12 protein-coding genes are annotated in these 14,206 nt (G+C 53.5%); 5 read left to right on the forward strand and 7 right to left on the reverse strand.

The annotated features are described in order from the left end of the window. Window positions 1-100: 100 nt before the first annotated feature. Together METAL_RS06820 and METAL_RS06825 are read right to left on the reverse strand one after the other, a co-directional pair. The gene (locus METAL_RS06820; RefSeq protein ID WP_005370880.1) at window positions 101-1,891 is read right to left on the reverse strand and encodes a multicopper oxidase domain-containing protein; all 1,791 of its coding nucleotides are present in this window, start codon (window positions 1,889-1,891) and stop codon (window positions 101-103) included. A 396-nt stretch (window positions 1,892-2,287) separates the two neighbouring features. Then, entirely contained in the window at window positions 2,288-2,920 is a 633-nt protein-coding gene (locus METAL_RS06825; protein ID WP_005370881.1) for a PilZ domain-containing protein, read from the reverse strand. Between the two features lie 413 nt (window positions 2,921-3,333). Here METAL_RS06825 and miaB point away from each other — a divergent pair, with 413 nt between their 5' ends. The 4 genes from miaB to METAL_RS06845 are packed head-to-tail and all read left to right on the forward strand — an operon-like array spanning window position 3,334 to window position 6,994. Further along, entirely contained in the window at window positions 3,334-4,689 is a 1,356-nt protein-coding gene (miaB, locus tag METAL_RS06830) for a tRNA (N6-isopentenyl adenosine(37)-C2)-methylthiotransferase MiaB (RefSeq protein ID WP_005370882.1), read from the forward strand. A gap of 16 nt (window positions 4,690-4,705) precedes the next feature. Next, window positions 4,706-5,683: a PhoH family protein gene (locus METAL_RS06835; RefSeq protein ID WP_005370883.1), complete on the forward strand. Its 978-nt coding sequence runs from the start codon at window positions 4,706-4,708 to the stop codon at window positions 5,681-5,683. After that, on the forward strand, window positions 5,652-6,155 hold the full coding sequence (gene ybeY / locus METAL_RS06840) for an rRNA maturation RNase YbeY (protein WP_005370884.1): 504 nt from the start codon (window positions 5,652-5,654) through the stop codon (window positions 6,153-6,155). Before METAL_RS06835 ends, ybeY begins: the two co-directional genes overlap by 32 nt. Next, the gene (locus tag METAL_RS06845; protein WP_005370885.1) at window positions 6,152-6,994 is read left to right on the forward strand and encodes a CorC family transporter; all 843 of its coding nucleotides are present in this window, start codon (window positions 6,152-6,154) and stop codon (window positions 6,992-6,994) included. Before ybeY ends, METAL_RS06845 begins: the two co-directional genes overlap by 4 nt. Before the next feature lie 270 nt (window positions 6,995-7,264). Here the strand turns inward: METAL_RS06845 and METAL_RS06850 are convergent, their stop codons facing one another. Then, a complete protein-coding gene (locus tag METAL_RS06850) occupies window positions 7,265-7,969 on the reverse strand; it encodes a urate hydroxylase PuuD (protein WP_005370886.1) in 705 nt (234 codons plus the stop codon). A 629-nt stretch (window positions 7,970-8,598) separates the two neighbouring features. Continuing rightward, window positions 8,599-10,056: a M48 family metalloprotease gene (locus METAL_RS06855; RefSeq protein WP_005370887.1), complete on the reverse strand. Its 1,458-nt coding sequence runs from the start codon at window positions 10,054-10,056 to the stop codon at window positions 8,599-8,601. A gap of 179 nt (window positions 10,057-10,235) precedes the next feature. Here METAL_RS06855 and METAL_RS06860 point away from each other — a divergent pair, with 179 nt between their 5' ends. Further along, window positions 10,236-11,990, forward strand: a complete 1,755-nt coding sequence (locus METAL_RS06860; RefSeq protein WP_005370888.1) for a proline--tRNA ligase — start codon at window positions 10,236-10,238, stop codon at window positions 11,988-11,990. Window positions 11,991-12,057: 67 nt separating this feature from the next. Here the strand turns inward: METAL_RS06860 and smbP are convergent, their stop codons facing one another. The 3 genes from smbP to METAL_RS06875 all read right to left on the reverse strand — a co-directional run bounded on the left by smbP (window position 12,058) and on the right by METAL_RS06875 (window position 14,100). After that, window positions 12,058-12,390 carry a small metal-binding protein SmbP gene (gene smbP, locus METAL_RS20600; protein WP_005370889.1) on the reverse strand — a complete coding sequence of 111 codons (333 nt, stop codon included), beginning with the start codon at window positions 12,388-12,390 and terminating at the stop codon, window positions 12,058-12,060. Between the two features lie 613 nt (window positions 12,391-13,003). Beyond that, window positions 13,004-13,576: a hypothetical protein gene (locus METAL_RS06870; protein WP_005370890.1), complete on the reverse strand. Its 573-nt coding sequence runs from the start codon at window positions 13,574-13,576 to the stop codon at window positions 13,004-13,006. A gap of 2 nt (window positions 13,577-13,578) precedes the next feature. Continuing rightward, window positions 13,579-14,100: a hypothetical protein gene (locus tag METAL_RS06875; protein ID WP_005370891.1), complete on the reverse strand. Its 522-nt coding sequence runs from the start codon at window positions 14,098-14,100 to the stop codon at window positions 13,579-13,581. Between the last annotated feature and the right edge of the window lie 106 nt (window positions 14,101-14,206).

The raw sequence follows: 14,206 nt of genomic DNA on the forward strand, positions 1-14,206 counted from the left end.
GCGGCAGCGCTTCGTGACGGAAATAAGGGAAATTCGCTGCCGGGCAGAAAGTAAAATCACCCGGCGCTTCCATGCGCCGGCCGGTCATTTTTGAGTGGTGTCAATTGCCCAAATTGTTTTTCACCAGTTTTCTCACCATTCCCAAAAGCCATTCCCGCTTGATGACTGCCCAATAGCTCAGCAGGCCGAGCAGCAGGCCGAAGATCAGCTTACCGAAAACGGACGATTCTTCCTGAGCGGCCGCTGTGGCTGCGGTTTGCGCTGATGAAGAAGGAACGGCCGCCGGACTCGCGGAGGTTGGGACCGAACTCGGCTGCACGATCTGCACGGCTTTTTTGGCCGGTTGGTAGCCCGCTTTCACGTCAGGAAAGCCGAGGCTGTGCCAAGCATCCAGGTCCTGCCAGACCGGATATTTTTTCTGCCAGAATTCCTTCGTGAAATACGGCGCGAGGCTCATTCCGTGCAGAGAGGGAATGCCCTTGTCGTTCAGGAATTTTTTATACACGACCAGGCTGATGTCGCCGCCCTCGCCGACGCCGTCGGTCGTAAAGGCTTTTTCGACGTGGTCATGGAACATCCACACGCCCTCGCCGAAGCTGTGCAAGCCGTCATCGACTCCCGACAGTTCCAGATCCAGGCGCTGCGCCGGCGTCAAGCCGTGCACGTCACGGGTGATATAGGAATTCGGACCGTTATCGACGCCGTCGTAATGGGTCGAGGTCGGCTTGTGTCCGTGCAGATGCACCGCGATCGTTTCCTGAGTGCCGTTATAGACGCGCAATTTCACCTTTTGATCCTGCTCAAGAACGATCAGCGACTCCCGGAGCGTATAAGGGAATGCACGTCCGTTCAGCATGAAATAGTCGTCCTTCGCATCGGTTACGTCGTAATCCAGATTCAATTTTTTGGCGATCAGGCGCGGATCGTTGGCCGAGCGGGCCATTTCATGCAGTTCCTTGTCCGCGGACTGATAATGCAGGTCGTATTCCCAGTTGTATTTTTCGAGCACCCCAACCGATGGGTGGCGAACCTGGCCGGCGCCGACGTTGAAGACTTGCGGCCAGTTGTTCGGCCGGTTCTCCTCGATCACGAACATGCCCTGCAGGCCCATCGGAATATGGACGTGCGGCTGCACATGGCAGTGATAATACATGGTTCCCGGCTGGCGGGGCTTGATTACATAGGTCTTCTTTTGACCCGGCATGACGTCCATTGCGCTGGTCTGGCCGACGCCGTCGTTGCCGCTGCCGCTGTGATCCATGTAAGGATGGTCGATGCCGTGCAGATGGATCGAGTGCGGCAGATAATGGGTATTTTCGAGCACCAGCCAGACAATGTCGCCCTGCTCGACGCGAATGACCGGCGACGGCGCGCGCAGCAATGGGTTCGCAATCGGTTCGTAGAGGCTCAGCGTCGACATGTCGCGGGTCTTCGGTGCGAACACCCAAAAGGTTGGCTGAATGCCCGGCGCGATGTCGAAGGTGGTGGTGGGATCTTTCATGTCCGGCGAATGGCCGTTCAATTCGGCGACTTCGAGTCTGATGATGTATTTGTCCGGATCGCCGTCGCCGTCCATATCGTCTGATACCGTGATCGCGTCGGCGGCGAGCTGGGTCTGCATCAGGGTGTCCATCGAAATGTTGTTGGTGCCTTTGACGAAGGCGGCGATTTCGGCAGGATTGTCCGGGTTACAGAGCAACGACTCCTGAATTTCGACGCCGTCGATGACTTGGGCTTTGCGCCATTCCGGGTCGGTGAAGTTCGAACAGACTTCTTCCACCGCGCCCAGTTCGGTTTTTCCGTTGGGCGGCAGATCGGTGGCGGCCTGGCTCCATAGCGGGGCGAGGAGCAAGGGAGTGCCACAAAGAATGGCAAGAAGCTTTTTTTGCATAAATTACCTCGGAAAACTACACGAATAAGACACTTGTTCCAACGGATTACAAGTATAATTACCTTATTGATTCTAACAAATTAGAACGTCGAAGTCTTCCTTGACGGTAAGCGGGACATTGATGGTCAGAGCGGTCTCTAAATAAAAGCAGGCCGGGACAGCGCAGGCTGTTGATTGTTACTTGGACGCGCATCAGTCTATTTTAAAGTCCGCCTCAATAAATCGGGCGATTATAATGGATGGTTGAAAGGGTGAAAAGTTTAGCAAGCCAAAACAGGCTGGAGCGGCGCCGTTTTTTGGTTTTGCAAGCCGGCATGTTGAATCATGCCGGCCAAAAAGCCAAGTTCATGCATCGCACGCCCATAGGACAAACCGGGCTTTATGAAGTTCGCTTTTTCAGGCGTACCGGTTTTCGAAACGCGGAATCGCGCTCAGTTTTGCTTTCTCCAGATGCACATAATTCAGACCCATTAGTGTTTTCTCCGGTTGAGGATGCTCGATCCAGACGATTCGCGCTTCGCCGTTCATTTCGAGTTTTTCGAATTCGAAGGAAACCGTGGTGTTCAAAACATCGCCGGTAATTGTCTCATTCAGTTGAATCATCAGGCCTTCGACCGAAACGTTTATCGCCGTGAAAAGATAATAAGCGCCGTTCAACAGGATACGGCCGCTTCCCGGCATCTTTTTCCGGTACATTTTCCGGCGGTAAATAAAATCTTCGACATCATAGGAAACCGATTTGAATTCCAGCGCGATCAGTATCTTGTCCTTTTTTATGTCGGCCCGGATGACTTCCATTTCTCCGGCCAGGCGCATTGAGGGAATGAAGATATCGACCAGGGTTGAGGATTGCAGCGAGTTGAAGATGTCCTTGATGTCGATTTCGCCGCCTTTAAGCTGATCGAGCTCGACCAGCAGGCCGGTAATGGACAGATTCCTAATGGTAATGGACTGTTCTTGTTCGTTCAGAAAGATCATGCCTTCAAGGTGCAGGTCTTTTCGAAAAGCGCGCCGCGATTCAAGTCTCATGTTTTCTCTTTCTCCCGATTATGCCGATTCAGCTTTCGGCGATCACTTTAAAGTTAAGGTCATTGTAATCAATTTGGGCCTTTTCGTCAGAAAGGCGGGTTACTTTATTCTCGGAGCCATATTCCGGATGGTCATGTGAGTGATACGAAAAGAGGATGAATAGCGAACGGATCTTGGTTACGCCCGCGATCCTAATGAGAGGAGCGGCGTATTTTATCCGATGAAATCCGCCGCCGGTTTTTTGTTTAGTTACGATTCAGGGTATAATGCCCCCTTTCCTGATGAACTTTCCTGGAGTTACCCAATCACTCTGAGCATAGTCATTGATATGGCGGGGGCTGTGAGCATCATTTTATCTCGCGGGTTATTTCTTTAGGAACATAGACTTAGCGATTTTAAATGATTTCGACGATATGACGCAGAAGCTTTATATTCAAACCAATGGTTGCCAGATGAACGAGTACGATTCCGATAAAATGCGGGACGTGCTGCGTGCTTCACATGGGTTCGAATTGACCGACGATCCGAAACAGGCGGACGTTTTGTTGTTGAACACCTGTTCGATTCGCGAAAAAGCTCAAGAAAAAGTGTTTTCTGCGTTAGGCCAATGGCGGATGCTGAAAGAAAAACGCCCTGAAGTCGTGATCGGCGTCGGCGGTTGCGTCGCCAGTCAGGAAGGCGATGCAATTCAGAAACGCGCCCCGTTCGTCGACATCGTGTTCGGCCCGCAAACCTTGCATCGGTTGCCGCAACTGCTCGACCAGGCCCGCAGCAAGCGCAAGCCGGTTGTCGACATCTCTTTTCCCGAAATCGAGAAATTCGATGCGCTGCCCGAGCCGCGCGCCGAAGGGCCGAAGGCATTCGTCTCGGTAATGGAGGGCTGCAGCAAATACTGTTCCTTCTGCGTGGTGCCTTATACTCGTGGCGAAGAAATCAGCCGTCCGCTCGACGATGTGATCGCCGAAATCGCGGCATTGGCCAAACAGGGCGTCCGTGAAGTCAATCTGCTCGGCCAGAACGTGAACGCTTACCGGGGGCGGATGGAAGACGGCGATATCGCCGATTTTGCGTTGCTGCTGCATCATGTAGCCGCTATCGAAGGCATCGGGCGGATCCGTTTTACCACCTCGCATCCGGTCGAATTTACCGACAGCCTGATCGAAGCCTATGCCGAAATTCCGGCGCTGGTCGACCATCTGCATCTGCCGGTGCAGTCCGGGAGCGACCGTATCTTGAAAATGATGAAACGCGGTCATACCTGCGCCGACTACATCGAAAAAATCCGCAAGCTCCGGGAAGTGCGCCCGAACCTCTATTTGTCTTCCGATTTCATCATCGGCTTTCCGGGCGAAACCGAGCAGGATTTCGAGGACACTCTGGCGCTGGTCGATGAGATCGGTTTCGACCTGTCGTTCAGTTTCATTTACAGTCCGCGTCCGGGAACGCCTGCGGCGGAACTGCCGGACGATGTGCCGCTGGAAGTCAAAAAGCAGCGCCTCGAGCGCTTCCAAAACCGTATTCATGAAAATGCGGCCCGGTTTGCCGAGAAGATGGTGCACACGGTGCAAACCGTGCTTGTCGAAGCCAAATCGAAAAAGAACCCTTTACACATGCAGGGCCGTACCGAAAACAATCGGGTCGTTAATTTTGCCGCTCATCCGCGGCTGGCCGGCCAGTTTGTCGATGTGCTGATTACCGAGGCGCTGCCTAATTCCTTGCGAGGCCGGATCGTTGATTCCAGTATTGAAAGAATTGTTGCCAACAGTTAAGGCTGATTTGCCTTCCATGACCTCCCAGGAGCTGATCCTGATGCCGGCCGATAATGTCCGGCTCTCCAATCTCTGCGGACAACTCGATCAACATCTGCGTCAGATCGAAGCGCGCCTCCAAGTCGAAATTTCGAATCGGGGAAACCAGTTCAAGGTGGTCGGCGCTCCGGCGTCGGTCAAGGCCGCCTGTGCACTGATGCAGAAGCTGTTCGAAACCACCGAAAAAGAAGAACTGACCTCCGAATCGATACATCTGGCGATGCAGGATGCGTCGATCGATGCGATTCTTGACGCTCCCGAGGAACCGAACCAGCCGGTGGTCGCTATCAAGACCAAGCGCGGCATGATCCGGGGGCGGGGAGCGAATCAGCAGGATTACCTCAGAAAGATCGTGACTCACGACATCAATTTCGGCATCGGCCCGGCCGGCACCGGCAAGACCTATCTGGCGGTCGCCTGCGCGATCGAGGCGCTGCAGAACGAAAAAGTCAGCAAAATCATCTTGGTGCGTCCGGCGGTCGAGGCGGGTGAAAAGCTCGGCTTTTTGCCGGGCGATATGGCGCAAAAGGTCGACCCGTACCTGCGTCCGTTGTATGATGCATTGTACGAGATGCTCGGCTTCGAGCGCGTCGAGAAAATGCTGGAACGCGGCATCATTGAGGTGGCGCCGTTGGCGTTCATGCGCGGCCGGACTTTGAACGATGCGTTCATTATTTTGGATGAAGCGCAGAATACCACTACCGAGCAGATCAAGATGTTTTTGACCCGGGTCGGGTTCGGTTCGACGGCGGTCGTGACCGGCGACTTGACCCAGATCGATCTGCCGTCCGAAAAAATGTCCGGACTCCGGCAGGTCCTGGACGTGCTGAAGGATATCGACGGCATCAGCTTCACCTATTTCGGGGTGCGCGACGTGGTCCGGCATCCTTTGGTGCAGCGTATCGTATCCGCCTACGAAGCTTATGAAAAAAACGCCAAAGCGCCGAAAGCATAATATTTCCATTCAGCGCGTTTTTAAGTCGCCGGGACAGCCCGACCGGCGTCAGATCGTCAAGTGGATCGATGGTGTGCTGGAAGACAGCCACGAACCTTATGCCTGTGTGATTCGTATCGTCGATGAACAGGAGAGCGCCGCGTTGAACGTCCAATACCGGCACAAGCAGGGGCCGACCAACGTGTTAAGCTTTCCGTTCGAATGGCCTGAAGGGTTGGACGCGGCCGAATCTGAAGAAGGCGTTTTACTGGGCGATCTGGTGATTTGCGCTCCCGTCGTCGAACGGGAAGCAGCGGAGCAGCACAAAACACTGTCGGCCCATTGGGCCCATATGGTCGTTCATGGCCTCCTGCATTTGCTAGGCTACGACCATATCGAGGAGAATGAGGCCGAGGAAATGGAAACGAAAGAAATCGCGATTCTAAAACAATTGCAAATCGAAAACCCATATATAGAGGTTATACATAAATGAGTGAAGGGCAGCCTCCGAGTAGGCACTCCTCGCAGAAAAGCTGGATCGGAAAAATCGGTCAGCTGCTGACCGGGGAGCCTCAGGACCTTGACGATCTGCTGGAGATACTCCGCGACGCCAGGGAAAATCATTTACTCGATACCGACGCCTTGAGCATGATCGAAGGCGCATTGCAGGTATCGCAATTGCGGGTCAGGGATATCATGATTCCGCGCGTTCAAATGGTCGTAGTGCCTAAAGATGCGGAGCTCGATACCTTGTTTCCGCTGGTCACTCAATTCGGCCACTCACGTTATCCCGTCATCGAGGAAGACCGCAGCAAAGTGGTCGGTATTTTGCTGGTGAAGGATTTGTTCGCGCATTCGCTTCAAAACAAGCAGTTGAAAGTCGAGCAAATCATGCGTCCGGTCATCCTGGTGCCGGAAAGCAAGCGCCTGAATGTACTGTTGAAAGAACTCCGCACCAAGGGCAATCACATGGCGATCGTCGTCGACGAATACGGCCAGGCCGCCGGACTGGTCACGATCGAGGACGTGCTGGAGCAGATCGTCGGCGAGATCGAGGATGAGCATGACGAGCAGGATGACGAAAGCTACATTCTACAGCGCAACGAAAACGAATACATGATCAAGGCGCTCACGCCGATCGAGGAGTTCGACGAATATTTCAATACCCATCTGGCAACCGACGAATATGACACGGTCGGCGGCTTTATCGTGAACGAAATGGAGCACATGCCGAAGAAAGGCGAAAGCCTGACCGTCGACAATATGCGCTTCGAAATCGTCAGGGCCGACACCCGGCGCGTGCATCTGGTCAAGCTGAAGCTTCTCGAATGATCAAGGCGATGAAGCGTTTCTTCGCCCAATGCATCGTTCCCGCGCTCCGGTGCGTCCTCTCCTTGATGCGTTGAATAGCGACGGCGTTATTAGCGTCGCGCCGGTGGCGCACGATGCCGGAGAGCGTCGGGCTTGCCTTCCATTGGCATGTTTTCGAGCGTGCCCGAGAGCGGGAACGATAAACCTCTTTTGGCTGGGCCGCTTGAGTTTTTGATGATCCCCTGAGCGGTTAAGCCGGTCTCCTTCACAGAGAACGGCTTTTCGGCTGTATTATAGAAGATCCAGTAACAGGAACAGCACCACTGCCAATGCCAGACCGCAATGGATCACTCCGCCGATGCTGGCGTAAAATTTCATCTTGCCGCCCGCCGGCAACTTCTTCACGAGTTCGAACCGTTTCAACGCCAGATACGCACCGTTATATTGGAGCAATAGAATGATTGCGACGGCAATGATGAACGGCAGCGGCTTGAAGGTCAGGTGGGGATAATGTGAAGAGGCCGCCATGAAGAACAGCATCGGAATCGAAAACAGTGTGTTGGTTCTCGATGCCAGTCCCGCTGCCGCTAGCGCATCAGCCGCATTCGGCAGCGCCGCTCCGCCAAGAGCCACCTGTTTTGCCGAAGCGATCACGACTTTCTGGTTTGGCCAGATGATCAGCCAGACGTTCGTAAACATCAGGATTCCAAGCAGGGCGCCGAGGTAGATGTCCATCGACGCGATTCTTCCGCCGCTGACTGCGAACATTCCCAAGCCGGTCAGCAAGGTCACCACCGCCCCCCAACGAAACCACCAGAGCGCGCGCGGCACCAGTTTTTGTAAGGCGTCCGATTTGGCGGAGGCTTCCGCTTCCTTGAAATATTCGCTTTGCACCAGGTTGAAATAATACAGTAATCCGATCCAGGTGATGCCGCCCAATAAATGTCCCCACCGTAAAAGCATTTCCAGACCGGCGTTTGTCGTAACGATACCCATGGCAACTCCTCTTATAATTATTTGTTATGGATGATTTGGTTGAATTGTACGCGAAGCGGATGCTGATGCTGTACAAGAGTAGATATTGGACAGATTCGGCGATAAAAGTCAAGTCATGCTTTGGGCAAAGCGGATGCCTTTGGAATGCAGAGACATGAGAAAGGGAAAGCAGGGGATTTCTCCCGTTAAAGTTTTTCTTCGGGCGATAAAAAGCCCGCATAAAGCGGGCGTGTTGAGCATTTTATTATTATTGTTATGATGCCGTTGTACTGAGCCATTGACCGTACAACTTTACTCAAGCAGGTTCTTTGTATTTAATTATTGTTATCAGCATAGCTAAATTAAGCTATCCTCCACCGCTGGTTGATTATCCAGCTCGCTCTTCTTCAAGAGCGGGCGTATTCTAAATCGATTGAAAACGCATTGTCCACAAAAAAACGATTTTTTTTATGGAAAATTCTTGATCAATAAAATAATTTAATAAAAACAATCGGTTATGATTTTTTGACGGGGCTTTTGGAGGAAAAGCGCCGGTCCGTCATGCCGTTACCATTCGGATCGATTTATAGTTAGACCAAAATTTTTCGATCTAATGGGACAACAAGCTTCATTCTTCGCCCGGGCGTTTCTCAATGCGCCTCTCTGGCTTTCTTTTCTTCATCGAGAAAAAACCTCAGCCGTTCGCTCAGAATTGAAGACAAATAAAAATTCAGTCCTTTCGATTTTTGCGCGAGCCGGATTTGGGTAATGGCGTCGCGGGTTTGCCCCATCGCATAGTAATACTCGGCGAAATAGCGGTGCGATTCGGCCGGTTGGTGCAATTTGCCGTAAGTTTCGGCCAGCATTTGGTAGTAAATCGGCAATTTCTGCATGTTGGTGCTCAGCGAGAAGAGCGTTTGCCGGGCTTTTTCGGCCTGGCCGGTTTTCAGGAGTGAAGTGATGTATTCGAGTTTGATCGCTTCGTTTTCCGGGAACTGGCTGCTCAGTTTTTCGTAGAGCGCAAGCGCTTTGTTGAGTTGGCGCTGTTCGAGCGCGGTACGGGCAAGCGCGGCACCGTACTGCGGCTGGGCCGGGAAGCCGGTCATCAATTTCTGGAAAATCCGTTCCGCTTCGTCGAATTTCTGTTGCGCCAGGGCGGTCAGGCCGAGTCCGTAAAGGGCTACGGTTCTTTGTTCTTCGGTTCCCTGGTTCAATCGGCTCTCGAAATATTTACGGCTTTCGGCCGGGTCGGTGCCGGTCTGAACCTTCAGCTTGGCTCTGATCAGCTGGTAGCTCAAGGAATCCGGATATTGTTTGTAAGGATACTGGTCGGCGCGACTGCGGCTATCGGAAATCCGTGAGGTGGTGACCGGGTGCGTGCGCAGGAATTCCGGAATGTTCTGGCCGTAATAGCGCGTCGATTGCTGCAGGCGTTCGAAAAAAGTCGGCATGCTGCGCGGGTCGTATTGCGATTCGGAGAGGATATGCATGCCGACCCGGTCGGCTTCTTCTTCGTTTTCGCGGGTAAAGTCGATCTGGAATTGAATGCTGCCGGCTTGGATCGCCACCAGGGCGGCCTGCCCGAGTTGAGGGGACTGCGTGCCGAGCAGGATCGCGGCCAGCGTCGCGACGGCGGTCGGAATCGACAAGCGGTTTGCGGCTTCGGCGGCGCGGTACAGGTGCCGTTGGGTCACGTGTGCAATTTCGTGCGCCATCACGGAGGCCAGTTCGCTTTCCGCTTCGGTGGTCAGAATCAGGCCGGAATTGACGCCGATATAGCCGCCGGGCCCCGCAAACGCATTGATGTCGTTTTCCAGCACCACAAAAAAGTGGAACGGATAGCCCGGCAAGTCGCTGACCGTGACCAGCCTTTGGCCGATCGACTGAATGTAATGTTGAATTTCCGGATCCTGATTGATTGTGATCTGCGCGTTCAGGCTGCGGAAGAAAGCGGCGCCGAGCTGTTGCTCCTCTTCCGGCGTGATCAGCGTGCCGGAGGAATCGCCCATGTCGGGAAGCTCGATTTTGCTGATGTCGTCGGCGGCGTGAGGGAGGGACGGAAAAAGAGTCAGGCTTAGGATCAGGGCCAACAGAGCGGTTTTTTGCATTAGCAGGCAGAGCGTATATTGGGATAAATGATCGGGTTCGGGCGGCTTCAGCCGTTATTGTAGCGCATCGATGCGGGTTTGACCTGTTCCGGCGAGAATGGTTGCACCGACAAGCAGATGACGAATAATGCCCGAAATCGGTAAAATAAGCGTTTTTTCAATCATTCAGACCCTAGATCATGCGTACGACTCAATTTCCGCTCAATACCGTTAAAGAAACTCCCGTGGACGCCGTGGTGGCGAGCCATCAATTGATGATTCGGGCCGGGCTGATCCGTAAGCTGGCGGCAGGTTTATACACTTGGCTGCCTCTGGGGCTCAGGGTATTGCGCAAAGTCGAGAAGATCACCCGGGAGGAAATGGAACGCGCGGGCGCTCTGGAGGTCTTGATGCCGGCTTTGCAGCCTGCCGAATTGTGGCAAGAAACCGGGCGCTGGGAAAAATACGGTCCGGAACTTGCGCGCCTGAAAGACCGGCACGAGCGCGACTTCTGCCTGGGGCCGACGCACGAGGAAATTATCACCGACCTGGCGCGCAATGAGATCAAAAGCTACAAGCAGTTGCCGATCACCTATTACCAGATCCAGACCAAATTCCGTGACGAAATCCGCCCGCGCTTCGGCGTGATGCGTTCGCGCGAATTCGTGATGAAGGATGCCTATTCATTCCATATGGATCAGGCGTCGCTGCAGGAGACGTATGAGGTGATGCACGGCGCCTACACGGCGATCTTCAGCCGCTTCGGCCTGAAGTTCCGGGCGGTGATGGCCGATTCCGGGGCGATCGGCGGCGCGGTGTCGCACGAGTTTCATGTGCTGGCCGAGTCCGGCGAAGATGCGATCGCGTTTTCGACGGACAGCGAATACGCGGCCAACATCGAACAGGCGGAAGCCTTGCCGCCCACCTCGCCCAGAGCTTTCCCCAAGGAAGCGCTGGAGAAAATCGTAACCCCCGGCCGGAAATCGATTGCCGAAGTCAGCGAGTTTCTAAACGTCGCGCCGGAAAAAATTCTGAAGACGATTGCGGTAATGCGCAAGGTGCGTACGGACCGGAACGAAGAAGTCGATGTCTTCTGCCTGCTGTATTTGCGCGGCGATCATGAACTGAACGAAGTCAAGGCGCGCAAGGTTCTGGGCGATTTCCGCTTCGCCCACGACGAAGAAATCGAACAGCATTTGGGCTGCCGCGCCGGCTATATCGGCCCGCCGAGAGTGCCAACCGATCAGGTTATTTATTGGGTAGCCGATCGTTCGGCGATGCACATGAGCGACTTCGTCTGCGGCGCCAACGAGCCCGGCTATCACTTTAAAGGCGCCAACTGGGAAAGGGATTTTGCACTGGCATCTTCCGCCACTCTTTCGGAGCATGTCGCGGATATTCGCAATGTGATCGAAGGCGATCCGAGCCCGGACGGCCACGGCGTACTGAAGATCGCGCGCGGCATCGAAGTCGGTCACATCTTCCAGTTGGGCACCAGGTACAGCGAAGCGATGAAGGCGGCGGTGATCAACGAGGGCGGCAAGAATCACACGATGATCATGGGCTGTTACGGAATCGGCATCTCGCGGGTCGTCGCGGCCGCGATCGAGCAGAACCACGACGAGAAAGGGATCGTTTGGCCGGCCAGCCTGGCGCCGTTCCAGGTCGCGCTGTGCCCGATGAACATGCATAAATCCGAACGCCTGAAGGCCATTGCGGAAAAGCTGTACCAGGAACTGCTTGCCGCCGGCATCGACGTGCTGTTCGACGACCGCAAAGTGCGCGCCGGCTTCATGTTTTCGGACATGGAACTGATCGGTATCCCGCACTGCATCGTGGTCGGCGACCGCGGCCTGGATAGCGGCACGGTCGAGTATAAGTCCAGAACGGCAAGTGAAAATCAGGAAATCCCGATGGCCGAGCTGATCGACTTTCTGAAAGCCAGACTGGCTTAATCCATATTCGTCAATAACAAAACGGGCGGATATTCCGCCCGTTTCTTTTTTCAGCTTTTTGCCTGAATTATTGTGCGGCTGTTAGATGGGTGACCGCTGCTTCGGCATGCTCGGTGGCTTCTTTGGCATGACCCAGGTTGCCATGATTGATGGCTTCTTCAAGGTGGCTGGCACCCTCTTCGAGATGTGCTTTTTGTTCTCCTCTATCGACGATCGCGCCGGCAAGCGCATGTTCCAGCGCGGCGTTGGCATGCTCGACCAGTACGTTTGCATGGCCGGCTTTACCGTGTTCGACGGCAGCTTTGGCATGTTCGAGTGCGGCGGCGGCATGTTCCTCCGCAAAAGCGGAAGAGCAGATGGCTAACAGGACAGTGGCGCTAAGTGTTATTATTTTTTTCATAATAGCTTTCCTCATTAATTGTTTTAAATGATCCAGCCTGCCTTTCTTATTTGCGGCTCATAACGAATCATCACGAATAACCGTCAGAAAAGGCGGGATGGAGGCTTATTCAATAATATTGGAATTACACTTTTTTGTTATGTTGCAAAGGCAACGCTTCTATTAGACCATAAATAGCCTTCACAGTTCACCTTAAATTTCAATATTAAAAACTTTAGCATGGAAATTCTTATATAAGGTGTGGCGATTGAACTAGAATACTAGTGAGTTATATTAATGCGAGGTTTCCGCCGGACGGTTTTTTAAACCCATCCGCACGCTTTAGCGAAGCGGTGCAGTCGGTTTGAACTGTTCGAAAACACTGGCAAGCCGACCTTTGGGGGTATCTCCGAATGGTGCGGCCGAGATAAATATCCTTCGGCGTGTTTGGAAAAGCCATTTAAATTCCCTCACTCTCTCCCGGAGGGTACAGGCATCTACACGACTTCTCGCCTTGTCAAGCAGGGAGATTATAAGATGTAATGCGAAGTCCGGGCTTCATAGAATACCGCTTTTTTCATTTTGAAGTGGCTTCCTCGGAGCAGGTTAGAGAACCCGCTACGGAAGCTGGAGCTTATCTTTTAGCCGGACGAGCAGACTCGTTTTGCCCGGCCGATGGCTGCTGGAGCAGCTTTAGCGTGCTTTCCGGCAAATTTCTGAGGCCGGCGTTTTCCAGGTGCAGCCGGGCGTCTTCGTGGACCGCGGTCATGAATCGGATCAATTCTATTTCATAGCGTATCTTTCGTTCATGGTCCTCGGCTTCCCACATATTGCGCAAAAGATGTTTGGCGTGGTGGTGGATCGTGAGTGCGACCGACTCGGGCAAATGGGTATAGCTTTTTTGTATCGATTCTTTCAATTGGTCGAGCGAATCCAGATATTGCCGGTAATCCTTGATATCCTGCTTGCAGCGAGTTTTGTACATGGATAGCTCTGCGTCGTGCCGGGTTTTCAGGAGATCGATTTCGTGCTCCAGCTTTACGCTCTGTTTTTTGAGCTCGGCTTCCAGCGCTTTTTCGGCCAGAATCCGTTGCTGTTTCAACTCCGCCTGCTGCGCCTGATTGCTTTGCCGCCATTGCAAATTCCTGCCTTTGATCGAGTTCAGTAGATCGACGAGGCCGAGAATGCGTTCGGATAACCAGGCCATGACTAGCGGTGGGTGACGATCGATTGTTGAAGCGCAATCAGGCCTTCGATGTTTGCCTGTTTGCGGTAAGTGCGATTCTGCCGCTTCCATGCCTCAAGTTGGTCGCTGGAAACGAGCGATTTGATCGCGGCCAGATCGGTGTCGATCGCTTTGGCCAGTGAGCGGCTGTGTTTGCGGTCGTTGACGCGTGTCAGGCGTTGCTTTCGGGCTTCGAGAAAATAACGGGTTTGCAAACGACGGTGAAAGAATAAGCGTTGTTCCCGGTCGAGTTTTCCCTGAACGAACCAGAGCCGGCGTTGCCTGCGCTCGATGCCGGAAAAATATCGGCGGAATTCCCGTATGATCTGCCTGACGGTGAGAAGCGCCAGATAACTGAGCAGCAGCGTGAAAGAAGCGAGTAGCGATAAGATTCCGATCGGGTAAAACGCTTTGCTGAAAGCTTGGCTGGGCAGCAAAGAGAGGACTTCGGCAACCAGGAACAGCATTAGCGAGGCGATGAAGAGGGAAAAGGCGGTTTTGATCATCGGTTCGACCAGGAATTTGTAAAAATCGGATTTATCATTTTCCTTGTCGCCGCAGACTCATCATGACAGCGTCTGTAGCGTAGGTTGGGTTAGCGAAGCGTAACCC

The organism is Methylomicrobium album BG8 (assembly GCF_000214275.2).
Classification (GTDB): Bacteria; Pseudomonadota; Gammaproteobacteria; order Methylococcales; family Methylomonadaceae; genus Methylomicrobium; species Methylomicrobium agile.